The sequence below is a fragment of the Psychrobacter sp. CAM01 genome (genome assembly GCF_032842965.1).
In the GTDB taxonomy this organism is placed as follows: domain Bacteria; phylum Pseudomonadota; class Gammaproteobacteria; order Pseudomonadales; family Moraxellaceae; genus Psychrobacter; species Psychrobacter celer.
Window position 1 is genome coordinate 240162 of record NZ_JAWJBL010000008.1, and the last position, 26726, is coordinate 266887.

Annotated in this window: 28 protein-coding genes; 18 read left to right on the plus strand and 10 right to left on the minus strand. The window is 47.3% G+C overall.

The window, feature by feature from the left end:
- Positions 1 to 7 precede the first annotated feature (7 nt).
- The 3 genes from R0I52_RS04695 (at position 8) to R0I52_RS04705 (ending at position 1368) form a co-directional block, all read left to right on the plus strand.
- The gene (locus tag R0I52_RS04695) at positions 8 to 367 is read left to right on the plus strand and encodes a hypothetical protein (protein ID WP_241900745.1); all 360 of its coding nucleotides are present in this window, start codon (positions 8 to 10) and stop codon (positions 365 to 367) included.
- 172 nt (positions 368 to 539) lie between these two features.
- A complete protein-coding gene (locus R0I52_RS04700; protein ID WP_075100485.1) occupies positions 540 to 851 on the plus strand; it encodes a hypothetical protein in 312 nt (103 codons plus the stop codon).
- A 199-nt stretch (positions 852 to 1050) separates the two neighbouring features.
- Positions 1051 to 1368 (plus strand): hypothetical protein, encoded by a 318-nt coding sequence (locus tag R0I52_RS04705; RefSeq protein WP_075100486.1) that lies wholly within the window; start codon positions 1051 to 1053, stop codon positions 1366 to 1368.
- Between the two features lie 176 nt (positions 1369 to 1544).
- Here R0I52_RS04705 and rpmG read toward each other — a convergent pair whose 3' ends face one another.
- On the minus strand, positions 1545 to 1700 hold the full coding sequence (gene rpmG, locus R0I52_RS04710; RefSeq protein ID WP_075100487.1) for a 50S ribosomal protein L33: 156 nt from the start codon (positions 1698 to 1700) through the stop codon (positions 1545 to 1547).
- Between the two features lie 38 nt (positions 1701 to 1738).
- Positions 1739 to 1975, minus strand: a complete 237-nt coding sequence (gene rpmB, locus R0I52_RS04715) for a 50S ribosomal protein L28 (RefSeq protein WP_075100488.1) — start codon at positions 1973 to 1975, stop codon at positions 1739 to 1741.
- A 486-nt stretch (positions 1976 to 2461) separates the two neighbouring features.
- Between rpmB and R0I52_RS04720 the strand changes: the two genes are divergently transcribed.
- Together R0I52_RS04720 and purU are read left to right on the plus strand one after the other, a co-directional pair.
- Complete coding sequence (locus tag R0I52_RS04720; RefSeq protein ID WP_317053372.1) at positions 2462 to 4801, plus strand: Ig-like domain-containing protein; 2340 nt, start codon at positions 2462 to 2464, stop codon at positions 4799 to 4801.
- Positions 4802 to 5010: 209 nt separating this feature from the next.
- Positions 5011 to 5976: a formyltetrahydrofolate deformylase gene (gene purU / locus R0I52_RS04725; RefSeq protein WP_317053373.1), complete on the plus strand. Its 966-nt coding sequence runs from the start codon at positions 5011 to 5013 to the stop codon at positions 5974 to 5976.
- A gap of 108 nt (positions 5977 to 6084) precedes the next feature.
- Here purU and R0I52_RS04730 read toward each other — a convergent pair whose 3' ends face one another.
- Entirely contained in the window at positions 6085 to 6876 is a 792-nt protein-coding gene (locus R0I52_RS04730) for an inner membrane protein YpjD (protein WP_288996274.1), read from the minus strand.
- A 397-nt stretch (positions 6877 to 7273) separates the two neighbouring features.
- Here R0I52_RS04730 and ffh point away from each other — a divergent pair, with 397 nt between their 5' ends.
- The 7 genes from ffh (at position 7274) to R0I52_RS04765 (ending at position 13573) form a co-directional block, all read left to right on the plus strand.
- On the plus strand, positions 7274 to 8812 hold the full coding sequence (gene ffh / locus R0I52_RS04735; RefSeq protein WP_317053374.1) for a signal recognition particle protein: 1539 nt from the start codon (positions 7274 to 7276) through the stop codon (positions 8810 to 8812).
- Between the two features lie 239 nt (positions 8813 to 9051).
- Positions 9052 to 9750 carry a tRNA (adenosine(37)-N6)-threonylcarbamoyltransferase complex dimerization subunit type 1 TsaB gene (tsaB, locus tag R0I52_RS04740; protein WP_317053776.1) on the plus strand — a complete coding sequence of 233 codons (699 nt, stop codon included), beginning with the start codon at positions 9052 to 9054 and terminating at the stop codon, positions 9748 to 9750.
- Between the two features lie 81 nt (positions 9751 to 9831).
- A complete protein-coding gene (locus tag R0I52_RS04745; protein WP_317053375.1) occupies positions 9832 to 10674 on the plus strand; it encodes an undecaprenyl-diphosphate phosphatase in 843 nt (280 codons plus the stop codon).
- 51 nt (positions 10675 to 10725) lie between these two features.
- A complete protein-coding gene (locus tag R0I52_RS04750; RefSeq protein ID WP_317053376.1) occupies positions 10726 to 11619 on the plus strand; it encodes a class I SAM-dependent methyltransferase in 894 nt (297 codons plus the stop codon).
- Positions 11620 to 11695: 76 nt separating this feature from the next.
- A complete protein-coding gene (locus tag R0I52_RS04755) occupies positions 11696 to 11890 on the plus strand; it encodes a hypothetical protein (protein ID WP_317053377.1) in 195 nt (64 codons plus the stop codon).
- 104 nt (positions 11891 to 11994) lie between these two features.
- A complete protein-coding gene (ubiA, locus tag R0I52_RS04760; protein WP_317053378.1) occupies positions 11995 to 12912 on the plus strand; it encodes a 4-hydroxybenzoate octaprenyltransferase in 918 nt (305 codons plus the stop codon).
- The gene (locus R0I52_RS04765) at positions 12905 to 13573 is read left to right on the plus strand and encodes a DUF4112 domain-containing protein (protein WP_317053379.1); all 669 of its coding nucleotides are present in this window, start codon (positions 12905 to 12907) and stop codon (positions 13571 to 13573) included. Before ubiA ends, R0I52_RS04765 begins: the two co-directional genes overlap by 8 nt.
- 139 nt (positions 13574 to 13712) lie before the next feature.
- On the opposite strand, the gene R0I52_RS04770 is transcribed toward R0I52_RS04765, so the two are convergent.
- From R0I52_RS04770 to ispZ, 6 genes are all read right to left on the minus strand, one after another.
- Positions 13713 to 14354, minus strand: coding sequence for a hypothetical protein (locus tag R0I52_RS04770; protein WP_317053380.1), 642 nt, complete (start codon positions 14352 to 14354; stop codon positions 13713 to 13715).
- Positions 14355 to 14436: 82 nt separating this feature from the next.
- A complete protein-coding gene (locus R0I52_RS04775) occupies positions 14437 to 14871 on the minus strand; it encodes a secondary thiamine-phosphate synthase enzyme YjbQ (RefSeq protein ID WP_317053381.1) in 435 nt (144 codons plus the stop codon).
- Positions 14872 to 14974: 103 nt separating this feature from the next.
- Positions 14975 to 17062 (minus strand): FAD-dependent 5-carboxymethylaminomethyl-2-thiouridine(34) oxidoreductase MnmC, encoded by a 2088-nt coding sequence (gene mnmC / locus R0I52_RS04780; protein WP_317053382.1) that lies wholly within the window; start codon positions 17060 to 17062, stop codon positions 14975 to 14977.
- A 41-nt stretch (positions 17063 to 17103) separates the two neighbouring features.
- Entirely contained in the window at positions 17104 to 17541 is a 438-nt protein-coding gene (locus R0I52_RS04785) for a hypothetical protein (RefSeq protein WP_317053383.1), read from the minus strand.
- Positions 17538 to 17864: a YciI family protein gene (locus tag R0I52_RS04790; protein ID WP_317053384.1), complete on the minus strand. Its 327-nt coding sequence runs from the start codon at positions 17862 to 17864 to the stop codon at positions 17538 to 17540. The genes R0I52_RS04785 and R0I52_RS04790 overlap by 4 nt, the downstream gene beginning before the upstream one ends.
- A 191-nt stretch (positions 17865 to 18055) precedes the next feature.
- On the minus strand, positions 18056 to 18607 hold the full coding sequence (gene ispZ / locus R0I52_RS04795; RefSeq protein ID WP_317053385.1) for a septation protein IspZ: 552 nt from the start codon (positions 18605 to 18607) through the stop codon (positions 18056 to 18058).
- Between the two features lie 232 nt (positions 18608 to 18839).
- On the opposite strand from ispZ, the gene R0I52_RS04800 reads away from it, so the two are divergent.
- Positions 18840 to 19721, plus strand: coding sequence for a PHP domain-containing protein (locus R0I52_RS04800; protein ID WP_317053386.1), 882 nt, complete (start codon positions 18840 to 18842; stop codon positions 19719 to 19721).
- A gap of 289 nt (positions 19722 to 20010) precedes the next feature.
- Complete coding sequence (locus tag R0I52_RS04805; RefSeq protein WP_317053387.1) at positions 20011 to 21474, plus strand: GGDEF domain-containing protein; 1464 nt, start codon at positions 20011 to 20013, stop codon at positions 21472 to 21474.
- Here R0I52_RS04805 and truD read toward each other — a convergent pair.
- Positions 21471 to 22664, minus strand: a complete 1194-nt coding sequence (gene truD, locus R0I52_RS04810) for a tRNA pseudouridine(13) synthase TruD (RefSeq protein WP_410524039.1) — start codon at positions 22662 to 22664, stop codon at positions 21471 to 21473. The genes R0I52_RS04805 and truD overlap by 4 nt on opposite strands.
- A 362-nt stretch (positions 22665 to 23026) precedes the next feature.
- On the opposite strand from truD, the gene R0I52_RS04815 reads away from it, so the two are divergent.
- The 4 genes from R0I52_RS04815 to R0I52_RS04830 all read left to right on the plus strand — a co-directional run bounded on the left by R0I52_RS04815 (position 23027) and on the right by R0I52_RS04830 (position 26671).
- Complete coding sequence (locus R0I52_RS04815) at positions 23027 to 24664, plus strand: FAD-dependent oxidoreductase (RefSeq protein WP_317053389.1); 1638 nt, start codon at positions 23027 to 23029, stop codon at positions 24662 to 24664.
- Between the two features lie 92 nt (positions 24665 to 24756).
- Positions 24757 to 25353, plus strand: a complete 597-nt coding sequence (locus tag R0I52_RS04820) for a GNAT family N-acetyltransferase (RefSeq protein ID WP_317053390.1) — start codon at positions 24757 to 24759, stop codon at positions 25351 to 25353.
- 413 nt (positions 25354 to 25766) lie between these two features.
- Positions 25767 to 26135: a hypothetical protein gene (locus R0I52_RS04825; RefSeq protein ID WP_317053391.1), complete on the plus strand. Its 369-nt coding sequence runs from the start codon at positions 25767 to 25769 to the stop codon at positions 26133 to 26135.
- Between the two features lie 65 nt (positions 26136 to 26200).
- Positions 26201 to 26671, plus strand: a complete 471-nt coding sequence (locus R0I52_RS04830) for a DUF4870 domain-containing protein (protein WP_317053392.1) — start codon at positions 26201 to 26203, stop codon at positions 26669 to 26671.
- Positions 26672 to 26726: the final 55 nt, after the last annotated feature.

Here is a 26726-nt window from a genome sequence, read left to right on the forward strand (position 1 = left end):
GTGACATATGAACACAAACAAACCGCCACACGCATCAGTGCCGCCTGATTCTGTAAATAGCCACGCGCCACGACAGCGCAGCTTGGTACCTAAAGGCATTACCATTGGTCTTGCTGTATTTGCGCTTGTACTCAGCTTAGCCGGCTATGGCTTTCGGCTGATGCTCGGTGAAGATGTAGAGACGGTGCTGCGCCATGCAGCGGTCATCGTCCCAGCCTTTGTGCTGGGTATTCCGCTGTTTTTTTGGCTGGGTTCGCGCCTGCTCAACAAAGTCAAAGGCATGCATATCGAAACTCGTAATGCCTTAACGCTTGGCTGGCTGACCGCGTGCGTGGCCATGCTGTGGCTGATGGGGACTTATAGTTAAGTTGTTATGTGCCTCGCTATACTGCATAAACTAAAGGGTTTTGCGTATCGTGCATATCAAATACCCTGTTATGAGTACAGGTTAGTGTGTATGAGCGCAATTCACCCTTTTGTGACTGCTTACTTTTTATTCATAAATACGTTACGCTGTTTGGGCGTGACTGGACGCTTGCATGTCAAAACCTTCTGATAAAATCTTTGATCTTATTTTTCCCAAAGATTTACCCAATAGTTTGTTTATCATCCTGATAGTGGCTTGTCTGCTGCTTGGGCTGTCATCCTTACGTCATGGCACCGACTTGCAAGGCTGGCTCAATGTCATCGAAAACTGGCTACTGATGCTGCTGATATTTCCTACGGCGACAGCGACTGTTGCCCTGCCATTTAAATACCGTGACCCATCGCTTGAGCTCAAGCTCATGTATTATCTGGGTATGTTTGTCGCTTTCTTATTTACCTTAGCAAAACTGCGCTACTGGCGCTGATCGCGCATGTGCTGACGCAAATACCTGACACAAAAGCGGACTCTAGAATAGAAGACTTACGTGACAGCCCTTGAATTTCAGGGCCAAAGCGTCCATTGTATGCATAAGACAGTTTTACCCGTATTACTTAGCGTAATCACGTGGCCAGACGCGACGTATTTTGCCAGTACTTCATCACGGGACAATAAGGAACACATGAATGCCATACGACATCGATATCGATAATGAGATAGAAGTAGATAACGAGAATAGCGATCAATTCGCAGGATTTGGAAGAGAAACCACGCTTGAGCTGGTAGAGGCCGATGATGGGCGACTGCTACTACGTGATGCTGAGCAAAATGAAGCACCGCTCATGACCATTGATTTTTCTGAAAAACTCAAAGACATCCTCGGTAGTGATACGCAGGCGATAGGTCAGCATATGATTCATGCTGCCATTCAGGTGATTATGCAAAAACAAATGAGCCAGTGGCACGCCCATGTCTATGACAAAGAGCCGGCGCACTATAGCTAGCTGGCTGGTGTATTGCACTAAGCTGGCCGATGTACTATAGACAGATAGTCAGCTGAAAAACTACGGCCAAAGCGCCATGCGAGCGACAGTAGAAAAAGTAGCAGATAAAACAGACAAAAAAAGGGCTTATCAATCGATAAGCCCTTTTTTATATTCAAATAATCAGCATTGCCGTATTATTTGATTTTTGCTTCTTTAAAGATCACGTGCTGGCGGACTTTAGGATCATATTTTTTGATCTCCATTTTGCCAGGCATTGTGCGCTTGTTTTTGGTCGTGGTGTAATAATAGCCAGTACCAGCAGTCGATACTAATTTGATTTTATCTCTCATGATAGCTTTCCTTTAGATGGTGGTGATAAGCGCGTGGCTTAAACTTTTTGACCTTGTGCGCGCAAATCTGCTAACACTTTATCAATACCAACTTTGTCGATGATGCGCATACCTTTGGTAGACACACGTAGACGTACAAAACGGTTTTCTGACTCTACCCAAAAACGATGGTTGTGAAGGTTTGGTAGAAAGCGACGACGGGTTTTGTTGTTTGCGTGCGAAACATTATTACCCACCATAGGGCGCTTTCCAGTCACTTGGCAAACTCGAGACATGGCGAACTCCTAATCTATGAGGCATGAGGGATTCTCATACCAGTCTGGGCAAGTTGCGCGTTTTTGCGGCATGGACACAGCAAGCGGCAGCTTTGCACCAAACAAAACTATATGAAGGTTGAGCTGATATGACTGTTACTAAAGGCAAATAACAGACCCACCAATTCAGAAAATTTTAAAGCCAACATTTATACCATAAAACAGATGAATACTCAAATATTTTTGTGATTATCGTCGGTTTAAAGGGTAGCTATTATACCCTGAAATGAGCCGTCTATGTTGTTGATTATTTAATAGTAAAGATTCATTTTTTAGTTGTAAGTTATAACAAAAGTCAGTAAAGTTGCTGTTATATATTTAATACAATCTGTTAATACAACCAACCTTACTGTAATTCTATGTATCATTATCAGTCTGTCATGATTCTAGACAATGATATTTTGCTTATTTGCGCGAATAAATTACTGCCGATGCGGAGTTCCAAATATGTCTCATAGTTCACGTCCACTTTCTTCTAAGTTGTTTCAACTGACAGCGCTAACTTTAGCACTTACATTGGCTGGCTGTGGCGGCGGTGATGGTACAGATGTGGTTGCACCAGCGCCTGACTTGGGTCCTGAGCAGCCTGGTAATGGAGGAGGTTCTGACGGTGGCGAGCAAAATGTCGAAGAAATCAATATTGTTGAAAGCGCACTCTATAATGCTGATGGTAATGTTATAAATTCAGTTAACTTAGAGGGAGCTTACTATCAAATAAAGGTTGTTGATGACGCTAAAAACCCTATTATAAATGCAAAAGTTGTTTTTGATATTGATGCAGAAGGGATAAGCCTTTCTCAAACGACATCAGGCGCAGTTTTGACAGATGCGGAAGGCATAGCACAAATATTTTTAAAGCCTGATAACGCAGAGGTTTTAGGTGCATATACTATATCAGCGAATGCAACCTATAATCAGCAAACGGCCACAACCGATACGACCTTCTCCGTTCAGGCAACAAATGTGACTTTATCAGAAATAACGGTCGGGTCCAATAGTTTGGCATCAGGAGGCCAAACGCCCATCAGTTTGAAGGTTACTAATGAAGCAGGTGATGCACTGAGTGGCGTTTTAGTAAACTTCAATAGTGGCTGCGGTCAAATACCAGAGCAAGTTACTTCTGATAGCGAAGGAATGGTTAAAGCAGTTTTTAAAGCCATCAATTTGGATACCACGCTATGTAGTGGTTTAGTGAGGGTATCTGCACGTACAGGTAATCAAACTAAATCAACGACTATTACTGTAGCCTCTGCTGAAGCTACTTCAATTATTTATACCTCTAATGACCTAAGTCTAGGTATTCGAGGTAGTGGTTCATCTTCTACAGGACAAGCGGAGTTTACAGTATATTCCGGATCTACTACCCTTGCAAATGAACAAGTTAGAGTTTCTTTAGAGAAGTCACCTTTTGGGCTTACTTTTGGGCCGAATAGAAACCAGCAGTCTTATGTAGCAACCACTGATGCTAATGGTCAGATTATTGTGCCTATATTTCCTGGTACAACGCCTGGCCCAGTAGAGATTGAGGTTTCTTTAGTAGACGATCCATTAATAAATGCTTTGTCAAAAAATATAACAGTAGCCAGCTCACGAGTCACTCAGACGGGCCTTAGTTTATCATGGGAGAAGAACGTTTTAGATTGGTCTTATGATGGCGATAGCACTCAAATAAATGCAAGAATGGTAGATCGTAATGGCAATAAAGTGCCTGATGGTACTGTCATTAACTTTACTGCCGAAGGTGGTAAGGTTACCTCTAGTTGTGCCACAGTCGATGGTAACTGTACTGTCAATTTTACAACGCAAAACCCTCGCCCTGGTGATGGTCGTGTAAGCGTTCTAGCGGTTGCTGAAGGTGAAAAAGAGTATATTGATATGAACGAAAACAATGCTTGGGATGAAGGTGTTGATATTTTGGTTCATAATATTGGAGATACTTTCCGTGATGATAATGAAAATGGAGTATTCGATATTGGTGAATTTACTTATCCGTTGACCACTGGGGCGAACAATCAGTGTGATAACAACCTTGATAGATATATCAATCTAAAATTTCCATCATTGTCTGAGCTGAAAAAGCGTCAATACGAAGCTAATTATATAAGTGAGTTTGTTTCTCCAAACAAAGCAAATACTTGTAATACTGATTTAGATGCCGTGGTACGCTATCAAGCTGTTACTTTACTCTCTAATGGTAATGATGCACGCTTTACTGTCGGAAGTTTAGATCAAGCTAATAACTTTACAGTACGTCCAGTCCAAGCTATTTTCAGTAGTGATACACTAGTGACTTTTCGCGTCAATAGTGGCGGGTTTTACGACTTAAGTCCTATGCCTTCTGGTACTACTATCAGCGGTTCTGCGACTGACAATACTGACACATCGGCTCCGGTTAATATTAATGTGAGTCCAGCTGGTCAAGCTAATAGATATAATATTATGTTTAGCGGTGCTAAGCCTGGCAATATCTTAGAATTCATCCTTGATGAGCAAACATATTCAGCTATAGATAATGGCAATGGCATATATGTTTTTGAAGGTTTGGCAAGAGACACTGCGCCAACAGCTGATGACATAGAAATCGTTAGCGAAGAAGGCTCTTGTTCAGCTGAAATGTATTCTGGTGTAGGGAAGGTACCTGCCAATGTGGCAACTGGTTCACCAGGTGATAACTTAGGAACATTTACAACCTTTAAGCTGAAAGATTGTCAAGCAACTGATGAGGTTAAAATTACTGCTACTGCTCCAAGTGGTAATGTAACTAGTTATACTTATACTATTAGATAGTAACTATAGTTATCTTCGCATTTTCGAAACCCCCAACCCTGCATTGGGGGTTTTTGCATTTATAATCTTAATAACCAAATACAAGCAACTCAATCAGCAAAGTTTTGCAAAAACGATTAGAATAGTCGGTTTCCTATACTTTTATTAGATTTCTGCTATCAGCATGACCATGTAAAGCTGATAGCTTTGTTTTTTGAATTGGGCGCATTATGCTAAGTAAAACAACACCAAGTAACACCACCTCAAGCGACAATGCAGCTGTGTCCTCGCCAGCTGTGTCATTGCCAAGTACATCAGCAAAATCTTCGCAAACGACAGCGGCTATCGATACGGCGACGTTACTCATTAAGTGCCGCGACCAAGCGGGCATCGTTCAAGCGGTATCCGAGTTTATCCATCGTTATGGCGCGAACATCATTACCTTGGATCAGTACTCCACCGCGCATGAGGGCGGGCAGTACTTTATGCGTTTAGAGTTTGCTTTGGCAGGCTTGAGCGAAATTATGGATAACTTTGAGGCCAGCTTTGCGCATACGGTTGCTAAGCGCCACAACATGACGTGGCGGCTACACAACAATGCCATCAAAACCAAGGTCGGTATCTTGGTGTCAAAGTTCGATCATGCGTTATTGGACTTGTTATGGCGTCATCAGCGCGGCTTGCTCGATTGTGATATTACTTGTGTAGTCAGCAATCATCCAGACTTGCGCCAAGCGGTAGAAAACTTTGGCATCACTTTCCATCATGTGCCGGTGACGAAGGACAACAAAGCAGATGCCGAAGAGCAGATTCATACGCTGATGGCAGGCAATGACCTATTGGTATTGGCGCGTTATATGCAGATATTGTCGTCCGATTTTGTCAAACGCTGGCCGATGCAGGTGATTAATATCCATCACTCATTCTTGCCAGCGTTTGTCGGTGCTGACCCGTATCGTCAGGCTTATGACAAAGGTGTCAAACTTATCGGCGCAACAGCGCACTATGTCACCGCTGAGCTCGATCAAGGGCCTATCATCGAGCAAGACGTACACCGCGTCACCCATCGTCAGGGCGTGGCGGAGCTGCGCGCTATTGGCCGTGATATCGAGCGCAATGTCTTGGCACGTGCAGTCAACTGGCATGTACAAAACCGCGTGATTGTAGCGGGTAATAAAACCGTGGTGTTTAATTAAGGTATTTAATTAAATAGTGGTGAAATCACTGTAAGTCAGTAAAAAGGCCGCCAGTCATTTTCTATTATGACTGACGGCCTTTTTATGTTTGCTGCTTGAAAATACCAACTATAGCAGCATCTCTAATACAAACTTGCTACCAACAAAGCCAATTGCCAATAAGATAAACGCATAAATGGTCATATTGGCAGCACGTTTGCCGCGTAGGCCGCCGCGCCAATTGCCTATTAATAATAAGCCAAATAGCAACCAAGACAGGACGCTGAATACGGTTTTGTGGGCGATGTGCTGTGCCATCAGGTCTTCAACGTAGATAAACCCGATACCTAGCGCTACGCTCAGCAGTACAAAGCCGACTAAAATCATATCGAATAGTAAACCTTCCATACTTTGTAGGGAGGGTAGTTTATTGACCCAAAAGCGATGGATGGTTTTGTGCTTAAGCTCACGAATTTGTAGGCGTAAAAACAGCGCTTGTACCGCCGCCATCAAGAGCACACAATAGGCCGCCAGTGACAGTAAAATATGGGTCTCAAGCCCGAGGCTGATATCGGTAATGGGCTGATAGGGGGCACGGCCGACATAGCCTGCGGTCATGCCTAGCAATGCAGTAGGCGCCGCCAAGATACCGAGGCTGACAATCGGGCGATACAGGCTAAACAGCACGTAAAAACACAAGAAAAATAAGCTGATCAGGCTGATGACGTTAAACAAATTAAAATTTAGACCATACAACGTCACCACAGATGGATAAAGTAGTGCGGCATGCGCGGCCATCCCGATCAGCAATAAGCCGAGACTGCGGCCTTTGTAGATAGGTTTATCAGCAATCAGCGCCCAACCGATGTAAACGCTGACCGCTATATAAGTCAGGCTAGCAAGTAAGAATGCAAAGTGCACAGATATAAAACCTCATCTCATACTGAGCGCAACATGACCGCTCAATGTATCACCAAAGTGGTATTATCGGAATGATTAGAATAATCCTCCAATTTATCATAAAATGGGTGGCAATTGAGCACCATCTTACTTATTCTTTATAAATGCTTGGTGGCCGCGTTATCCGCAGCAAGAGGGTTTAAACCTCTGCAAAACGACCATAAGTACCGTGTCGTCTTAATGGTATAGTAAGGATTATCTGCTGTTTTTTGTGGCCATCTCATAAGGGCTTATGCTAAGAGCATCCCTTAATATGTTCAGACACCCTGATATTATTGATAAATCGGTTAACTGGTTTACTAAGCGCTGATTTAACGAACAACTATTTTAACTGTATTATTTTAACTGAGAGTTATTTATGTTTGATACCTTAACAGAACGCTTATCGTCGAGTCTACGTAATATCGTAGGATCTGGACAACTGACTGAAGACAATATCAAAGACACGCTGCGCGAAGTGCGTATGGCATTACTAGAGGCTGACGTGGCGCTACCTGTCACCCGTGACTTTGTCAAACGTGTCAAAGAGCAGGCACTGGGTGCTGAGGTGCTAAAAGAGCTGGCGCCGGGCCAAGCCTTTGTCAAAATCGTCCATGATGAGCTGACCGAGATGATGGGCAGTGCCAACCAGCAATTAGAGATGACGGGCAAACCGCCGGTTGTCTATCTATTAGCAGGCCTACAAGGGGCGGGTAAAACCACCACGGCAGGTAAGCTTGCCAAGTACTTACAAGAGCGGCAAAAGAAAAAAGTCATGCTGGTCTCAGCGGACGTCTATCGTCCAGCCGCGATTAAGCAGCTTGAGCAGGTGGCCGGTCAGGTCAATGCCAAGTTTGTCAACTCAAGCACGGATGAAAACCCGATAGATATCGCCCGCCGCGCTATCGAAGAAGCCAAAATCCAATACCAAGATATCTTGATCATCGATACCGCGGGTCGTTTGCACATTGACGACACCATGATGGATGAGATTAAGGCGCTAACGGCTGCGGTCAATCCGTCTGAGACGTTGTTTGTCGTCGATGCGATGACGGGTCAAGATGCCGCCAACACTGCCAAAGCCTTTAATGATGCGCTGCCGCTGACAGGCGTTATCCTCACCAAGACCGATGGTGATGCGCGCGGCGGTGCGGCGTTGTCTGTACGTGCCATCACAGGCAAGCCGATTAAGTTCTTGGGTCGCGGCGAAAAGCTGGACGCCTTAGAGCTCTTTCATCCTGAGCGTATTGCCCAGCGTATCCTCGGTATGGGTGACGTACTGAGTCTGGTCGAAGAGGTCGAACAAAAAATCGACCGTGATAAAGCCGAAAAAATGGCGAAAAAGATACAAAAGGGCGGCGATTTTGACCTTGAGGATCTGTTGACCCAATTCCAGCAAATGAAGAGCATGGGCGGTATGGCAGGCTTTTTGGACAAGATGCCAGGCATGGGCGGCTCAGACATACAAAAAGCGGTCGAGGATGCCAAACCTGAAGAAAAAGTACGTGAAATGGAGGCGTTGATTAACTCTATGACGCCGTTTGAGCGTAAAAACCCAGATAAGATCAACCCAAGCCGCAAGCGCCGTATTGCCGCAGGCTCTGGGCGCGAGATTCAAGACGTCAACCGTTTGCTAAAGCAGCACAAACAAATGGCAAAAATGATGAAAATGATCTCAAAGCCAGAAGGCATCAGTAAAATGATGAAGTCGATGCAAGGCTTGATGGGCGGCGGTGGATCTGGCGGCGGCCCACTGTTTGGCGGTGGTCAGAAAGGCGGCGCTAAAGACGTGAACCCAGCACAGATGGCAAAGCAAATGGGGCTGGATCCAAACAACATGCCGAGCACCGAAGAGATGCAAAAGCAGATGCAAGAACTACAAAACCAAGCGCCCAAAAAGTTCAAAACGCGCTTTTAAGCCTTGATTGGCGGTCATGGTCGTCAGTATTATAAATACGGCAAGTATAACGACCATCAAAGAGGCCCTAAAGCTGTGACGGCTTTGGGGTCTTTTATATTTGCCAAGCGTGAGTTGGTACTGATAAAGAAAGTATGAAAAACGTAGAAATTCATAAAACTTGCCTATCCTAAATGCTATGATAGGCGCTGATTTATTAGGGCATAAGTTTTGTGCCGAGCGACAAAATCGAGGTTGTGATGTTTTTAGCAATGGATACCGTGTTTGATCAGTGTTCGATCGCCGTTTTAGATGCCAGTGGACAGGTATTGTCCGCTCATACGCAGAGCGGCAAACGTCAGCAAACCCAGCAAATCTTGCCGATGATTGATGCCGCCTTGTTGGAGGCCAATCTAAAACTTGCGGATATACAAGTATTGATATTTAACCGTGGCCCCGGCGCGTTTAGCGGCATACGTATCAATACCGCCGTGGTGCAAGCGTTGTCTGTGGCGCATGATTTGCCTTGCGTCGGCGTCTCAAGCCTGCAGGCCATTGCCCAGTGCGCGTATCAGCAGTATGGCGTGACAGAGGTTTATAGCGCCCTTGATGCGCGGATGCAGCAAGTATATTTTGGTCACTATAAGATAAAACAGACCGAAGAGACAGCCGCCATTATGCAGCCAGTGTCGACGGCGGATGACGACAGCACAGAGCAGCTGCTCGATTATGACAGTCAGACGGCGCTGAATTTACCTATCGCTGGTAATGGCTCGGTATTACTCAAACCACAAGACGATCAGGTGTGTCATGATGATGTCTGGCCGGACGCCGTGGTGATAGGGCAGATTGGTATCGCCCAATTTATGCATACTGGCGGTACCGATGCGGCACATGCGCTACCAAAGTATCTACGCAACCAAGCATGGAAAACCCTCAAAGAGCAAGGCAAGGCCTAACTGCGGCTAGCCGTATAGACGATAACAACACCGCAAACATTATACTCAGTCACCTGTCAATCTGGGTTTAGGAATACCACCGTGGATATCATTTTATTAATTCAAGCTGTCATCATGGGTATCGTTGAAGGTATCACTGAGTTTTTGCCCATCTCTAGTACCGGCTATATGATTTTATCAGCCGATGTCATGGGTTTTTGGAGCAAAGACAAAGTTGATTTGTTTGTGGTGGTGGTGCAGCTTGGTGCTATTTTGGCAGTCATTTACGACTACTGGGGGCGGCTCTGGCAAGCGTTTATGGGCCTGCTGACTGGCAATGCCGCTGGCATGAGCAACCCACGGCAGCTGGGGCTGAGTCTGATTGTCGCTACCATTCCGGTGATGCTGGTGGGCTTTACCTTTGCCGATGAGATTAAGACTTATCTGTTTAATCCGATCACAGTCGCCATCATGCTCATCATCGGTGGTGTGCTGATTTTTTATGTCGAAAAACGCCCAAAAACAATCGTTGCGCGTGAGGCCGAAGACGTCAGTCTAAAGACAGCGCTGATGATAGGGTTGTTTCAATGTCTGGCACTTATTCCGGGCACCTCTCGCTCAGGGGCGACCATCATCGGTGCGCTTTGGCTTGGCGTCTCGCGCAAGGCTTCGGCTGAGTTTTCATTCTTTTTGGGGATTCCTGTCATCGTGGGTGCTGCATTATTAGACTTGCTCAAACACGGTGATGTATTGACCCATCGCGAAGACTGGCTGGTATTGGGCGTAGGCACAGTGGTGTCATTTATCGTCGCCCTGCTTTGTATTCGCTGGCTGGTCGCTTGGGTCAGTCGCCGTGATTTTACGATTTTTGCATGGCTACGGATTATCACAGGAGTCATCGTACTGTTGGCGTCTTGGTTATTTGGCTATCAAATGGCAGGCTAAATGTGGGCGATGATTTGTGGTTATACAAGCAATAAATAGAGAGAAATAGTCATGAACGCGTCGCGACCAGCAGCTAACCCTCCTAATGTGCAAAGTTACTGTCAACTGTTTTATATCAGCGATAGCCAGCAAGCACAGATTGAGGGCTTGCAAGCCTTGATAGTACAGCACCAGTTGCCCATTGTCTTAAATGCTGAGCGATTGCACGATAAGCTCACTCAAAAACGCCGCCAGCAGTTAAGCCAAACCTCCAGCGTACCTGTTTTAGTATTGGATCAAAAAGACAAGCTATCGTGGCTAAGCGATGGCCTAAGCGTGGCGCCAGAATGGGATAAATTGCAGCGCCGCGTGGTAAGCGCTGGGCGCAAATCTGAGCTATTGCTGCAAGCAGCGAAGGTCACAGTAGATAGTCGTGTGATTGATGCCACCGCAGGCTTTGGTCATGACAGCTTGATATTGGCCAGCACCGGTGCACAAGTCACCATGCTCGAGCAGCAGCCGTTGATGGCATTGCTATTGTTGGTAGAGCAGCAGCGCATGAGTGCACAGCCCAATTGGCAAAAACTGATGAGCCGTCTAAAAATCATCAACACCGATGCGCTCAGCTACTTTGCCACCTTACCAGCTGATATAACAAATGAGACTAAAGCCGTCGATGTGGTCTATCTAGATCCGATGTTTCCAGAAGACAGCTACCAAGACAGCAAGACCGGCAAAGGCGCTAAAGTCGGCAAGCATATGCAAGCCTTGCACCAGTTGGCAAGCCCGCCGACACTGGAGGAAGAGCGCCAAATGCTACAACATGCGCAAGCTATCGTTGGAGATAGTGATAAACAAGGCCGCGTGGTGGTAAAGCGTCCGCAGCTTGCGCCGTCACTTGCTAATCAACAGCCTAGTGAGAGTTGGCATAACGAAGCATTGCGCTTTGATGGTTACTTCGTGTGATAGATGTTTATTATTATGATGAATGGATTCAGTTAATCCGCTTGAGTGTTTGGAGTTAATGAATTTAGGAGCAGGAATGTCAGCGTTAATCATATGGATCATGGGCGCGGGCCTACTGTTATATAACATCGCGCTACGCACACAGATACTGCAACTAAAAGCACGATTGCGTGAGCAAACAGGCACGCAAGCTTATTTGGCTTACCTACGTCAGCATGCTGCTAAAGGTGACGTCGCGGCTATCAAAGCGCTACGCAAAAAAATATCCTGAGCTATCACTGATCGAGGCCAATAAATTATGGCAGCAGATCCAGTAAACTTATCCGAGCACATAAGCTGGTTACCTAACTTTTTATTGATGATAATTAAAAAACCATGACTTTTTCAGACAAACTACATGCCTACCTGCAGTTAACACGTTTTGATAAACCAGTCGGTATAGAGCTGCTACTCTGGCCGACGCTGTGGGGCGTGATGCTGGCGGCGATGGGTGAGGCGCAGCAGCAAGGGGCAACGGCAGGTTTGCCCAGCCTAAAAGTATTTGTATTATTTGCACTGGGCGCGATTTTTATGCGGGCGGCAGGCTGTGCGATTAATGACTTTGCCGATCGGAAGGTCGACGGTCATGTGTCTCGTACCAAAGGCCGACCATTAGCAGATGGTCGCTTGTCTGCCAAAGAAGCCATCGCAGCTTTTGTGATACTTGTCTTACTCAGTGCCAGCTTATTGTTTTTTTTGCCTATCGCAGTGTTTTATTGGTCGTTAGGGGCAGTCATATTGGCCTTTATTTACCCCTTTATGAAGCGCTTTACGCATTTGCCGCAAGTGTTTTTGGCTGCCGCGTTTGGCTGGGCGATACCGATGGCTTATGTTGCGATACAAGGCGCGCCGGATATTTGGTGTTGGCTGTTGTTTATCGCTTATATGTGCTGGACGGTAGCATATGATACCCAGTATGCCATGGCGGATCGTGAGGACGATCTAAAGATTGGGGTTAAATCTACAGCGATACTCTTTGGCCGCTATGATGTCGTTATCATCTCGCTACTACAGATGCTATTTTTGCTCATTATGGGCGTGGTGATGTGGCACTACTTTGCGCCGACGTCGCTTGGCATCACGCCAGTATTTGGCCTAGCGTTGGTGGCGATGATGTTTGCTAAGCAAAACAGCGCTTGTGCCACGCGTCGTGCAATTTCTTGCTTTCAGGCGTTTTTGGCCAATATCTGGGTCGGGCGCTATGTCTTTGCACTTATCGCAATTGCGTGTCTATGGACGACTTTTAATGGATGAATTCAACAAGCTCTCAAAGTCAAAAGCGGGACAACGGGTAGAACCCAACGGCCCAAGCGTCGATTATCAAGCCAAATTGGCTGAGCATGGATTGACGCGCGCGCAGGTCATCGCCACCGAGCGTAAACTGGCCAAATTTGCCAACACCATGGACTCATTGGTGCGGGTGCCATTTACCAAACAAGGCATGGGCGCTGATGCCGCTCTGTCAACCATTCCGCTGGCAGGAGATTTGGCGGGGCTGGCGTTGACCAGCTATGCCTTTATATTAGGCCGTCAGCTAGGCGTGCCGGCACATAAGATGACGCCTGCAGTGAGACTGGCACTGATCGATATGGTGGTCGGTATCGTCCCTGGTATCGGCACATTGCTGGATATCTTTATACGTCCCAGCCGCAAAACCTTGGGCATCGTGCATGAGCATCTACATAATGAGTATGGCATCATCGAAACCATGCATATGGATCGGCCGTTTTTACATCAATCATTAGAAGATAAGCAGCGGCAAAGTCGCTTTTGGCGTAATCCTATTGTGGCTTGGGTATATCTGCATATCCCAGACATCATCGGCCTTATCGTCATCGCGATGTTCGTGTGGGGGCTGTGGGCGCTTATTAGTTGGCTGGTCGAGGTATTTGGCAAGACAACGGGTTTTGGATAAACACTGTTTGCACTGAAATTTTAAGTCAGTGTAAGCCACTAAAGGTCATCAAACATCAATAAAAAAGCGGCAACGATAGTAACGTTTGCCGCTTTTCTTGGTCTTAAATACTGTATCAGATAAAGGACGTTTTCCGTTTCTATTCAGTGATCACTTCTGCGTCAGCACTAAGAGCATCAAAGCTAGTGACGGTATTGTTTTGGATAAGATCAATGGTGCCGCCACCTGCATGACTCACCAATTGGATGCTACCATCGGCTGAGCGATATGTGGGGTTGTTACCTTGACCTTCTGGTGCGCTGAGTGTCAACTTTGGCTGATTAGGGCGAGTGACGATGGCATTGAGTACGCCCGCCGCCGAGGTCTCAAAAGTGACGGATAATGACTCGCCAGCTGCGCTTATATAACGCACGTCGGTGATTTGTGCGCCTTTGATGGCCTGCTCTGGACTAGGGGTTACAGCGTTATTTGATGCCGTTTTAGTCTCTTCAAGGTTTTGTTCCAGTTCGGTCAAGCTCACATCGCGCTCTGAATCAGTAGCAGTCTGCGCTGAGTTCGGTACCTCTTCTATACTGTCATCCGCCGCTTCATTGACATTGATGTTTGTCGTTACTGGCGTTGTCTGTGTTGACGTTTCAGATGGTGTTTCGGCAGATTCTTCGGGTTCTGGCGTTTCTTGACAGGCAGTCAGCAAAAACACACTCAAAAAAATAGCAGGTGCACTGAGGCAGTAAGTGTTAGCGTTCAAAAAGCTGAGCCGTCTTGGTAAAGAGGTTTTCATAGTCAGGTTTATCCGTTAATAGCGCGCTATATCAATGTGGCAATTTGCAAGGGTCAACCTGCCATCTCATCACTATATAGTATTACGTATTGACTGTAATGACCAGCTTACGCTGTCCGCCATAACCCTTCATGTCTCTGTGCTCACATAAGTAAACCCCTTGCCACATCCCCAAACCCAAGACACCATCTATCAGAGGAATGGTCAAACTGACACCTATTATGATGCTTTTGAGATGCGCTGGTAGATCATCAGAGCCCTCCAAGGTATGACGGTACTCTGGCTGATCGGCTGGGGCGATTTTATTGAGCCAATCCTCTGTGTCCAATCTTACATCTGGGTCAGTATTTTCATTAATGGCGAGACTGGCTGACGTGTGTTGCAAAAACAAATGAACCAGCCCCGCTTTGGCGCTGGACGGTAGGAGCTGAGCGATGGCTTCCTCGATGATAGGCGTGATGACATGGATGCCGCGCGCATAGGCGGGTAGGGTAAGCGTGGCTTGGTGATAGGGCATTGCATACCTCTTGTCATTGGAATCAACTTTATAGATTCATAATACAAGATAGCCATGAGCGTGAAAAGCTCAGTCATAACAAAGCTGAAACTAGGTTTGGGCTTTAAGTAAGCGGCGTTTGCAAGCGTGTACGATTAGGCGATAGGCGTGCGAGCATCGCTGCCGACAACGGTGCAAACGAGCCAAGCATCATATCTGCCAAGGCCTCAGCACATATGGGGGCTAATGCATAGCCTTTTGCGCCCATTGCACTCATTGTCCAAAGCCGCTTACTATCTACCAACAGCCCAACCATTGGATGATAATCAGGCGTTTGCGTGCGAATGCCTGCACGTCCCCGCCACAGAGTGGTATCTGTTGGAATCACTGCTGCCATCTCAGGAATGGCAGTGACGAGCTTGTCACGGCTAATCTGATGCTCTTCATCACGAATATCGGTGCTTGTGTCATTACGCACGAAACTCGCCCCTAACAATAAATGCGTTGCACCTTCTGCTACATCGTTTAACTCGTTATCGCCAGCGTGCGCGGTAAAGGGGGCACAGTAACCGCTATATTTAAGCGGTATTTTCGGTAAGCTTGTAAGCTCGGTGGCGGTCGGCGTAAACCAAGAGAGCTGACCGCGAATCTTACGGCAATCAAAAATGCGTCGATCTAGCTTATGACTCTCAAATGCGGCGCAAATCACCACGTTATCGGCATCAAGAGAGACGGTGTTGTTTGCCTGATCATTACCTTTAATCGTAGCGGTTTGCGCCGTCTCGCTAATATCGTAAACGTCTATTTGCTGAAATTGAATGAGCGAGTGCGACAGTATGATGTCTTTTAAGGCGTGCGGATTGACTAAACCAGATTGTGGTAAGTACAAATTCTCTGATAAATCCTGCTTTTGTAATCCGCTGATGCTTTTTGCCTGCGCATGTGGTAGCGTGGTGGCCATCTCGTCCGGATAGTCTGCAATTTGCTCGGTGCCGATATTGGCTTTTATCAGCAAATCGAGCGCGCCCGTCGGCTCAAGTACTGGTGCTAGCTGCTGCTGCGCGGCCTTGTCATTGAGCGTTCGATATAGACGGCTGCTATAGAGATAACCGATGCTATGCAAATGCTCGTCGACATGATGAATCGGGGTCATTTTAGGCGCGAGTAGGGCGCGCGGGTTGCCTGACGCCCCTGCCAACGGTGCCGTTTTATCCAGCAAGGTCACCTGGATGCCGCGATTGGCCAGCGTCCACGCCATCATCAGCCCTGAGATACCAGCACCAATGACGATACTATGGCCATTATCTATAGCTTGGTGGTCAGCCGCTCGGTTATCAGTATCGCCAAATGTCTCATCGCTTAGTAGCGCTGGCATGATGGCAGTGAGCATCTCACGCTTGCGACCAAAGCCTTTGACTTTTTTGATCTCAAAGCCGCAGTCTTTTAGCGCGCGTTTGACGATGCCGGCGCAGCTATAAGTGGCCGCGGTCGTGCTGGGAGACGATAGCCGCTGTATCTGTGCAAAGATATTTTGAGCCCATAAGGTGCTGTTGCAAGACGGCGCAAATCCGTCCAGATACCAAGCATCGATAGCAGGTGCTGGCGTTAGGTGCGTCCCTGATGCCAATTTTGCCAAGCTGTCAGCGGCATCGCCCAACCATATATCGACCGTTAAGTTGTCATCAAAAAAACGCAAACGATGACAGCCTGCGATGAGCGGCGGATAGGCGGCCAAAAACTGCTCAATCAGCTCGGCCAGCTCAGGCGCACGCTGTGCCCATAAGGCTAAAATTTGAGTGAGATCAGTGAGCGGTATCGGGAATTTTTCTGTGGTAATAAAATGCAGCTTCGCTGTGGCTAAGTGCGGATGCATGTCACGCAGCGCACGCCAGAGCTGCCACGTTGCCAATAAATTTAGCCCTGTGCCAAGTCCCAACTCCGCGATGCTAAAGCATTGATTTGGCGCAAGATTAGTCAATCGCTCGGCGAGTTGATTGTGTGCCAAAAACACATAACGCGACTCTGCGAGACCGTCGGCATGCGAAAAATACACATCACCAAATTCACCAGATACCGGCACTTTATTACCCGTATCATCCATCTGCCAGTCGATTTTGGCAGGAGTGATAGCGGATGCAGAGGTACTGGGATCGGTAGAGTGCTGCGCAAGCGTCGCAGCGGCGCTGTTATTTTTGGAGGTGAGGTTAGACATAGACGATCACATTCGACAAAGCAAAAAGACGATAAATAAAGCTACCAGCGCTCACGGCGGACAAACACAAGCCACGAGATAAAAATACCCACAAGCAAGCTGATCAAAACCGTAAAAGCGCCATATAAAAACAACTGGCCCTTACTCTCATATATCAAGACATTGACTTGGGTTTGTAAGTCATTCACTTGCCGCTGTAATTGGGCATTGCGGCTAAGGAGCTGCTGATTGGCATCGGAGAGCGCTTGACTGGACGGCTGCAACTGCGCGGCCAAGGTGTTATTGATATCAAGGCTGGCGTTGGTACCCGCTGCAGGTGGTGCGGCTTGCTCTACCAAAGGGGCGGCAGTGGTAGCAGCCGTATCGGTGACGCTCGGTGCTGCATAAGCAGACTGCGCGGCCAGCGCCATGACCAACAACACTCTAGCAAGCGCAGACGTAGGGCCAAGCGTATTTAGTACAGAGGGGTATCGGCTCACGGTTTGATCACTTGTGCAGCGCCGTTACCAGATTTTGGCAACGTATGAATAAAAGGTCTGATATCGACATGGCTATAGACGCCATCACGTAGGTAGGGCTCGTCGTTTGCCCACGCCTGCGCCGCCTCGATAGACTCAAAGTCAGCGATGATTAAACTGCCTGACATTGCCTCCAAACCGTGCTCGATAGGTGTTGGACCTGCGATAATTAGGCGGTTTTCTTGGTCGAGTGCCTGCAGACGGGCGACGTGCTCAGCGCGGGTGAGTTGCCGCTGCGCGTGGCTATCGGCTACGTCATGACCGATGATGGCAAATAAGGACATGAGATTTCCTCATAAAATAAACAGTAAATAAAAGGGATGAATGTTCAACACGCCCTAACCACATGAGCTGATAAAAAATCGCGAGTATCGATACAAACGTGCCAAGATGGCATCATGATGGTCGCGATTGGCATTTAGCTGGCGCTGCAAATTATTATAAAATTATAGAAATAATAACGCGCGCGACTTTGCTACTTTGCCGACTTATCCGTCAATGTTGGATTGAGATGCTTTTTTAGTACTGCAAACTGAGCGACGACAAACACCAACATAATTGGAATCCAGCCATAAGTTTTAAAGTTGATCCAGGCTTCATCTGACATCATAAACGCTGTGATATAATGCAAGATGCCCATAAAGGCAAAAAACAACCCCCACGCGACAGTCAGTTTTTTCCAGCCGCTCATCGTCAGTGAAAAGACATCTTTCATGGCCAGCTGCATCAAGGGTTTATTGAGCGCGGCACTGACAATCAGCGTCAAGGCAAAGATGCCGTTGATGATTGGCGACTTCCAGCGTAGATAGACATCATCACGCAGCAATAACGTGCCACCACAGAACAAAATGGTCAACAATAAAACGACCCATTGCTGTTTATCAAATTTGCCTTTTTGCCGAATGAAGTGAATGGCATAAACGACGATGGTGGCGATCAGTAGCGCACCCGCCGCGGCCAAGATACCACTGTAACGAGCAGCGATAAAAAAGGCAATTAAAGGAATAAAGTCTAATAAGGCTTTCATAGCAAGTGGGATGTCCAACAAAAACGTATGGGGTAGTTTACACGTCTACTGCGGCAAAAAAAAGCAAACAACGCGATAATCATACGATATCACAAGCCTGCGCGCCAATAGTCAGTGCGGCTGATCAGTCGTGTTACTGCTATATCTAAAGGGTTGTTGCTGATGCGCGGGCGCGCCGAGTTATTACTGACTTTTTATACTTTTATATACTATTAAAGCTAAGGCTTATTTTATGAAATTTGATTTACATTGTCACAGTACCTGCTCTGATGGTACTTATGCACCGACTGAAGTGGTGCAACGTGCCCACGCAGCTGGCGTCAATGTATTGGCACTGACCGATCATGATACGCTGGCGGGGATTGATGAGGCGCGGGCAGCGGCGACGGCCTGCGGTATGCAGCTGATTAATGGGGTTGAGATTAGCTGTGAGCATACGCTGAGCGGCGGCTATGGCAAAAACAAATCAACCAGAAAAATCATCCATGTGCTGGGGCTGGATTTTACTGACCGAGATAAAATGCACGTAACTTTGCAGCAATTACAAGACAGCCGCGCCAGTCGCGGTCAGAAAATCACTGAGAAGCTTAGTGAGTTATTAAGTCTCGATTATGAGGAGCTGTGGCAAGCTGTACTGGGTAAAGCCGGTGGCAACCCGCAAGGGGTCGGGCGCGCCCATATCGGTCAGGTATTGTTTGAACGCGGCGATGTCAAAACGGTACAAAAGGCCTTTGATAAATACTTGGCAGATAATAAACCTGCCTATGTGGCAATCGATGCGCTGAGCATGGCTGAGGGTATCGAGCTAATACATGCGTGTGGCGGCAAGGCTGTATTGGCGCATCCGACGCGTTATCATCTATCAGCCACGCGGGTGCGTAAGCTGATCGAAGAGTTTGCTGGGCTGGGCGGTGATGGTTGTGAGCTGCCTGCCACTAGTGAGCCTATCAGCACCCGCCGCATGGTCGATCGTAGTATCGCTGCCAACAATTTGGTGGCCTCGGTTGGTAGTGACTTTCATGGTAGCAATATGCCGTGGCGGCGCTTGGGCGACGTTCCTGTATTGACACCTGACCAACAAGGCGTCTGGCAGTCGTTTACCACGCTTGGCTAACGGCTCATATACATTTGTCTAGAAGCGCGCTGCTGCCGCTTATTTGGTTACATTTTGAGGTGAGCGTTTGTCTAATAAATAGCCAAAACAGATTGAAACCTCAGAAAAATCTTGCCACACTTAAGTGGTGGCCAGCGTTTGTACGATGGGTAGAATGTTTATCTCTTACCCATGCAGTTATCTGAGCTTATCTTTAATAGACGCTTATTCTTATATAGCAGTTGTAGTCGTTGGTTGCTTTCACTCATGTTATGTCTGGTGTATTTATATTTTTTGCGGTAGCCAAACTATGTCTGTATCGGTTCCTCATTTAGGCTACAAGCGACTTTCACGAGCAATCTTTGAATGGCAAGCTGCTGATAGGACTGCTTTATTGGCAGTATTTATCTTGATGGAGGTGTTTTTACACTGGCTTTGGTGTGCGTTTGTCTGGTGGTATCAAGATGCCTTAGGCGCTTATGTTTATATCCATCTGTTGTATCCGCTGTGGTTTGGCATCACGGTGATGGGTGTGTTTTTTTGGGGTATCGCACGCCATCTGTCGCATCTTAAACGGCAAACGACTGCCATAAAAAACAAAAACTTAAACAAATGGCAGCTGCTGTTGGTGGTGCCTTATACTTTTTATATCGCCACTGTGATCGTCATGGTCGGTTATAGCAGTTTGTTTGCGGGTGTCTCGCTGGTAGGCGGTGCGATGCTTGGGATGATGCTGATCAAACGCCGCTATGCGTGGCGCGTGTTTTTGCTACAGATTGCTCTGATTTTATTGGCTATCTTGGCGCCTTACTTCGGTATTCATCTGCCCAACTTGCGCCAACTGACGTTTGTTTATCCATTTTTAGACAGCCAAAACTACCTGACGTACAACGAGCTGATGGCGATTGAAAACACGCTTGCCACCTCGGTGTTTAAAGGGGTGACGTTAGACTGGTCGAGTATCAGTGAGCTACAGCGCTCTTCGACGTTTTTTTGGCGCGCAACCCACGTGCTACTGGCCTTACCCAAAGCAATCTTTATCGTTTATATGTTTCGTACGTTGTTGTTGATATTAGATGACAGCAAAAATGAGATATTAAAGCATGCCAATCAAGACGAGCTAACCCAGCTCAAAAATCGTCGATACGGTTTGACGCAGATGAAGCAAGCGCTAAAAGAGCTACAAGATGGGCAGGACTTTAGCGTTATCTTGCTAGATTTGGATTGGTTTAAAGACATCAATGACACCTATGGCCATGAGGTCGGCGATCAGGTGTTGTTTGAAGTGGCGCAGACGCTGACGCAGGCATTGACCGATTCGGCCATCGTGAGCCGCTATGGCGGCGAAGAGTTTTTGATTGTCCTGCCAGCCACGAGTCACGATGGGGCAATGCTCATCGCCGAACAGCTCCGCAAAGACATCAGCAAGCACATCATCAAGGTCGATGATAATGAGGCGTTTAGCGTCACCGCAAGCTTGGGGCTATACACGTTCACTCACGAACAAAGCGTGTGTATGAAACAAGCCCGTACAGAGCAGCTACAGTTAGAGGCGGCGCTGCAACCAGCGCCCGCAGGCAAACCCCGCCACCACAGATCCGCCTTATCGCCAGAGTATCAGACCCTTTTGCCACCTGATATTTGCCAGCGTTTAATCTGTACAGCGGACAAGGCGCTCTATGAAGCAAAAGACCGTGGCCGCGACCAAGTGGTCAGTGCCAATCACATGTTCGTCAGCGAAAATAGCCGCCATGTGATGCTGTGTGGTATCTAAGCTGAGCCCAACTGTAAATGCTGGACGATGCTGGCCAATACACTGGTGGCAAAGCTGCCAGTCGTCAAGGTAAAGCTTAGTATCAGCGCTTGCTCATTGCTCTCGGACGCATCTAACCACTCCCAGCTTAGCGCTTCAATTGGCAAACGCAGTGCTCGGCGCTGGGCTTTGACATCGCGCTGCTCTAAGCCCTTAGCCAGCTGTGTCAATAAGGCGTTGTTTTTCACAATGTCGCTCTCAAGCTGCGCTGCCATGCCGCTGACCTTATCGTTACCCACGCCCCACAGCACGCCAGTCGGATGAATATCACCACTCATCATCCGTGCGCGTAAGGCATCGTCTATTGCCTCACTGCCAAATATCGAGCCTGAGCCGTCTAAGTTAAATACCTCACCTGCCAGCCCATTATCCCAGTTGCCTACGCGGACTCTGGCTGCCAATATCTCATTAAATATCAGACTACGAGCCGCAGACAGCTCCATGGCGTTTTGCTCACGTGGCGCGCGTTTGCGTTTACTATTTTTGGTTTTTGGTTTGCTCGCCGGTATGGGACGAGCAAATAGCCGTAGGGCTTCTGCGATGTTGTTGCCTTCATAACCAAAACGCTGGGGGCCAAAGTAATTGGGCACGCCTGTTTTGCTGATAGTAGCCAGATGCTGTTCGGTCGCTTGCTTGGCGTCAATAGCTGAGATATTACTGGCAAATTCGATCTCTCGTAGGGTAATGGTAAATTGATTGGCACGGTGAGTACCGCGATTGAGCTTTTTGTGGTGCCAATGCTGGGCGATGATGGTGACGGACTCGTTGTCGCTGATGTCTACTGGGGCAAAATCCGAGTCGGGCAGTTGTTTTTTGGGGATTCTTAAGCTAAACCACTGCGTCGTCAGCGCATGACGGTCTTTGAGCCCCGAATAACCGACATCACGCAACGGAATCTCTGCCCATTCTGATAGTAGCTTGGCCAGATAGGCCGTATTTATCCCTGATTTTTCGATATGTAGCCACAAGTGCTCACCCTCGCCTGTGAAGTCAAGCGGCAATATTTCATTGACAATGAAGTCATTGTTTTGGGTTTTATAAGTTGCCTGCCTTAAAGGTTGCGGCATAGGCTGCGGCAGCCGCTCGGTGTCTGTTGCCGCTTTTATATCAGTGCTGGTCGGTATATCAGTGCTTGTCAGCGCGTCGCTCATAGCCCGCTCATGAGTGGATGGCTGATGTGTCTTTGTATTGTTCTGATTATCTTGATCTTGGGAAGTCATAAAGGTGTCTTTTGTTTTGATAAGGGTAAGGAGGCGTACGCGAGACAAAAGTAAGTAATGAGAATATAGGTCATGAAAATGACAGCAAAAAAGTTACGTTTTGCAACGAGGCAAGCATACAAATAAACAGCGTCAGCCAAGGGGTCTTGCTACTATCAGATAATACGTATTTTTGAATGTAGTGTCTAAATGTCTATAAATGGACTTTTGGTTTGAGCTAATACAATCCTGCCCAAGCCCGCCTAAGCCAATACGGATGCCAGCCTATCAATGATAACTGTTAAGGATGACCTATGAGCCAAACAAACAATAATCAAGCCGCTGACAAAATCGCCGCCAAAAATCTAGTGACCATCAATAAGTCCGACATCCCAGATGGTGGCATGAAGTCTTATAAACAAGAGGACGATAGCATCATTTTAGTCACGCGTGACCGTGATGAGTTTAGTGCATTTGATGGCAAATGTCCCCATGCCGGTGCCGATTTAGGTGAGGGGTTGCGCTGCGGCGATAGAGTGATCTGTCCATGGCATCATGGTAGTTTTGACAGCCGCGACGGTACGCTATTAGAGCCTGTCGCGATGCGCGGCCTGACTCAATATGAGCTGATCGATGAGGGCGAGCGGTTGGTGGTGGATACCGCGGCCAAGATAGATAGCCGTACCGAAAATGACAAGCTGACCGACACGCATACCATCATCGTAGGCGGTGGTGGTGCAGGATTTATGACCGCCAATCAGCTACGTCATACGGGTTATGGCGGCAAAATTACCTTAATTAGTAAGGACAGTTACGCCCCTTACAACCGTCCTTTATTGTCCAAAATGTTTTTGGCAGACAAGATGGATGAGAAGTATCTGATACTAGGTGGCCGCGAGTGGGCCAGTAACAACAACATTGAGCTGCGCCTAAACCAAACCGTCAGCGCAGTACTGCCCAATGGGCGTACGATTGTCATTGAAGGCGGCGATGGTAACCACGAGCAGCAGACTGCGGATTTTTTGGTGGTGGCAACAGGCGCTGAGCCGAAGATACCGCCATTTCAAGGTGCTGAGCTAGCGGGCGTCTATACGCTACGTAGTATGGACGATGCTAAAGCGATCAAAACTGCAACAACAGACAAGCACGTGCTGATCGTCGGTACAGGATTTATCGGCATGGAGGCAGCATCAGCGCTGATGCAGGCGGGTAATGCCGCCTCCGTCACTATCGTCGGGCGCAGTCGCCGCGTCATGAGCAATATCGTCTCTGAGGCGGTGAGTAATGCGCTCATCAAACTGCATGAAGAAAATGGGGTGCGCTTTGTATTTGGTACTGGTGTTGAGAGCATCAATGGAGATGGCAGTCACGTCAGCGGTGTCACACTGTCAGACGGCAGTACGCTGGCCGCAGATGTGGTGATTTTGGGTACGGGCGTGGCACCACGTACCGAGATATTAAATGAAGTAAATGACCCCGATGGCGTGCAAGTCGATAAGCACCTACAGCTACGCGACGGCGTCTATGTACTGGGCGATATTGCCAAAGCCACCAATCAGATGGGGCGCATGCGTATTGAGCATTGGCGCATGGCCTTACAGCATGGCATGGTAACGGCTGCTGCTATTTTAAATGAAGACAATATAAACTCGCTAGAGGAGCGTATTCCGTTTTTTTGGACTGGACAGTATGGCAAAAGCCTACGCTACAGCGGACATGCCGCAACCCCTGATAATGGCATGTTGTTTGGCTCGCCAGATAGTCTAGACTACATCGAATACTACTTTGATGATGAGGCGGAAGACACCCGCGCCAGTGCTGCAAGCTCGCTTGGACGAGACAAAGCGCTGATCGCGTTTTCTGAGCTATTACGCCGTGGTCATGCGCCAACGCGCGCGCAGCTCAGTGCCGGATTTGACATGATTGAGCAAGCACAACTACTGTCGCGCTAGCATTTAGAGGCGGATAAGGTTTACTATAAAAAGCTGGCTTGATTATTCAAGTCAGCTTTTTATATCGTAATAGTAAAAGGATATCACAGAGTATGAATAAAGAGATTATAAGTAAGGATGCTGTTTTTTTGCGGCAAGCCCGCCGCGCCGATATCGCCGCGCTTGAGCAGCTACTAAACCGCTGCTACCGAGAGAGCGCAGGCTGGACGAATGAAGCGGATCTGGTGGGCGGTATTCGTACCACGGCAGACGAGTTGGCAAGCGTCATCGATCATCCAAAACACTACCTGTTTGTTTATCCAAAAACCACGACAGGCGCACGTGATGACGCAGAAACAGGTGAGCTGCTAGGCTGCATCGCAGTGGACATAAAAACAGATGACAATGTAGCCACTTGTGCTTATATCGGTATGTTTGCCGTGCATCCAGAGCTGCAAGGGTGCGGCGTTGGCAATGAGATATTACAAGCGGCAGAGACGTTTGCTACGCGGCACCTAGCAGATAACGATCGACCCAGTCGTCTGACGATGTCTATCTTGAGCCATCGTCCTGAGCTATTAGCCTACTATCAGCGCCGAGGATATCAATTAAATGGTAATAAAATGCCATTCCCAGATGACGGCAATAATGGCGAACCAAAACGTCAGGATTTAGAGTTATTGGAATTAGAAAAAGTGGTGAGTGCGTAAACCCTAACCCCAAAAATGCCCAAAGGTCATAAACAGGCCGACACTCAACAAGATAAATGCCACGATAATCAAGCGCTTAAACCAAGTAAAAGCTGGTACGCGCGTGGCATTATCATCAGACATAAGAAAAGCGAATAAAAATAGCAAACTCCCTGCCAAGGTCATGATGCCTAAGCCCACGGGTAATATAAAAAGGTACATCTGCCACACAGTCATCTCGCAACGGTCATTATTAAACGCATCATAGCAGCATCAGGATTGTGCTGTCTGTATCTGTGATGCGTTAAACATTTTCTTGAACCTAAATACAAAGGCTATTTTTTATATTTATCGGCAAATATCTAGAAATTATGTTTGGTTTTTAGTAAGGTGTCTGTATAATCGAGAAACATATTAGATACAATGAGAATGACATGGTACATTTTAAGACATTATTGGTGCTAGCCATATCTATCCCGTTACTCGCGGCATGTTCGGATGCGCCTTCTGCTAGTACGGTTGAAGGACTGATAGAAGATCAGTATCAACAAGCCAATAGTATGATGGAAGGGGCCATGTCACAAGCTGGGGATGATGAGATGGCAAAAGCGGTAGGTAGTATGATGGCTGGCATGATGCCAACCCTTGAGAATGTGAGTGATGTAAATTGCGACGCGGCTGATGGAAAAGACACTTACCGATGCACAGCCAGCATCACACACAGTATCGGCGGTAATAGCCAAACCAACAGCACCAATTCTTTAGTATATAAAGTCAACGATGAATGGGCACTAGGTAACTAAAACGACAGCGACACAGCTACAATGTTACGTGCGATTCATTTGACCCAAATAGGAAGTCATTAGCGATGCCCAACAGTACCCAACAACAGCAGACAAATATCAATAAAGATCTAGGCGCAAATCAAAGTGGCGCTCAAACAACTGACGCTGGGACGATTATCCAAGCGTCTGGTGCTGAGCTAAAACAAGACTCTACGAATATGGCCCTACTAAACTGGTTGGGGTGTTTGTTCTTCGGTTTTATCCCGCCACTTGTCATCATGCTGATGAAAAAAGAAGACGCTTATGTCCAAACGCAAGCCAAAGAAGCGCTAAACTGGTCCATCACCTTTTTAGTCGTCTATGTTGTGTTATGGGTTGTGGCGATGATACTTGGTTTTATTTTGACCTTTATATTTGCGCCTTTAGCGATGATTCCAATGCTAGCACTGGTGCTGTTTGGCTTTTCGCATCTGGTGTTTTGTGTGATGGGCGCCATCAAGTGTTCCTCTGGTCAAGACTTTCGAGTACCCTTTAATATTCGTCTGATTAAGTAACATCAGCCTTCATATTAAAATTATCGTAGATGCTAAATTTTGACATTGTGTTGTC

Excerpts from the sequence above, each read along its gene's own strand:
- R0I52_RS04790 (WP_317053384.1), bottom strand. The coding sequence starts at position 17,864 with ATGTCCTTATTTGCCATCATCGGTCATGACGTAGCCGATAGCCACGCG.
- R0I52_RS04765 (WP_317053379.1), top strand. The coding sequence starts at position 12,905 with ATGGATGAATTCAACAAGCTCTCAAAGTCAAAAGCGGGACAACGGGTA.
- R0I52_RS04825 (WP_317053391.1), top strand. The coding sequence starts at position 25,767 with ATGGTACATTTTAAGACATTATTGGTGCTAGCCATATCTATCCCGTTA.
- tsaB (WP_317053776.1), top strand. The coding sequence starts at position 9,052 with ATGTTTTTAGCAATGGATACCGTGTTTGATCAGTGTTCGATCGCCGTT.
- R0I52_RS04750 (WP_317053376.1), top strand. The coding sequence starts at position 10,726 with ATGAACGCGTCGCGACCAGCAGCTAACCCTCCTAATGTGCAAAGTTAC.
- truD (WP_410524039.1), bottom strand. The coding sequence starts at position 22,664 with ATGAGCGACGCGCTGACAAGCACTGATATACCGACCAGCACTGATATA.
- R0I52_RS04815 (WP_317053389.1), top strand. The coding sequence starts at position 23,027 with ATGAGCCAAACAAACAATAATCAAGCCGCTGACAAAATCGCCGCCAAA.
- R0I52_RS04830 (WP_317053392.1), top strand. The coding sequence starts at position 26,201 with ATGCCCAACAGTACCCAACAACAGCAGACAAATATCAATAAAGATCTA.
- ubiA (WP_317053378.1), top strand. The coding sequence starts at position 11,995 with ATGACTTTTTCAGACAAACTACATGCCTACCTGCAGTTAACACGTTTT.
- R0I52_RS04770 (WP_317053380.1), bottom strand. The coding sequence starts at position 14,354 with ATGAAAACCTCTTTACCAAGACGGCTCAGCTTTTTGAACGCTAACACT.
- R0I52_RS04800 (WP_317053386.1), top strand. The coding sequence starts at position 18,840 with ATGAAATTTGATTTACATTGTCACAGTACCTGCTCTGATGGTACTTAT.
- R0I52_RS04805 (WP_317053387.1), top strand. The coding sequence starts at position 20,011 with ATGTCTGTATCGGTTCCTCATTTAGGCTACAAGCGACTTTCACGAGCA.
- R0I52_RS04755 (WP_317053377.1), top strand. The coding sequence starts at position 11,696 with ATGTCAGCGTTAATCATATGGATCATGGGCGCGGGCCTACTGTTATAT.
- R0I52_RS04695 (WP_241900745.1), top strand. The coding sequence starts at position 8 with ATGAACACAAACAAACCGCCACACGCATCAGTGCCGCCTGATTCTGTA.
- R0I52_RS04775 (WP_317053381.1), bottom strand. The coding sequence starts at position 14,871 with ATGCCCTATCACCAAGCCACGCTTACCCTACCCGCCTATGCGCGCGGC.
- rpmG (WP_075100487.1), bottom strand. The coding sequence starts at position 1,700 with ATGAGAGATAAAATCAAATTAGTATCGACTGCTGGTACTGGCTATTAT.
- rpmB (WP_075100488.1), bottom strand. The coding sequence starts at position 1,975 with ATGTCTCGAGTTTGCCAAGTGACTGGAAAGCGCCCTATGGTGGGTAAT.
- R0I52_RS04700 (WP_075100485.1), top strand. The coding sequence starts at position 540 with ATGTCAAAACCTTCTGATAAAATCTTTGATCTTATTTTTCCCAAAGAT.
- ispZ (WP_317053385.1), bottom strand. The coding sequence starts at position 18,607 with ATGAAAGCCTTATTAGACTTTATTCCTTTAATTGCCTTTTTTATCGCT.
- mnmC (WP_317053382.1), bottom strand. The coding sequence starts at position 17,062 with ATGTCTAACCTCACCTCCAAAAATAACAGCGCCGCTGCGACGCTTGCG.
- R0I52_RS04705 (WP_075100486.1), top strand. The coding sequence starts at position 1,051 with ATGCCATACGACATCGATATCGATAATGAGATAGAAGTAGATAACGAG.
- purU (WP_317053373.1), top strand. The coding sequence starts at position 5,011 with ATGCTAAGTAAAACAACACCAAGTAACACCACCTCAAGCGACAATGCA.
- R0I52_RS04820 (WP_317053390.1), top strand. The coding sequence starts at position 24,757 with ATGAATAAAGAGATTATAAGTAAGGATGCTGTTTTTTTGCGGCAAGCC.
- ffh (WP_317053374.1), top strand. The coding sequence starts at position 7,274 with ATGTTTGATACCTTAACAGAACGCTTATCGTCGAGTCTACGTAATATC.
- R0I52_RS04720 (WP_317053372.1), top strand. The coding sequence starts at position 2,462 with ATGTCTCATAGTTCACGTCCACTTTCTTCTAAGTTGTTTCAACTGACA.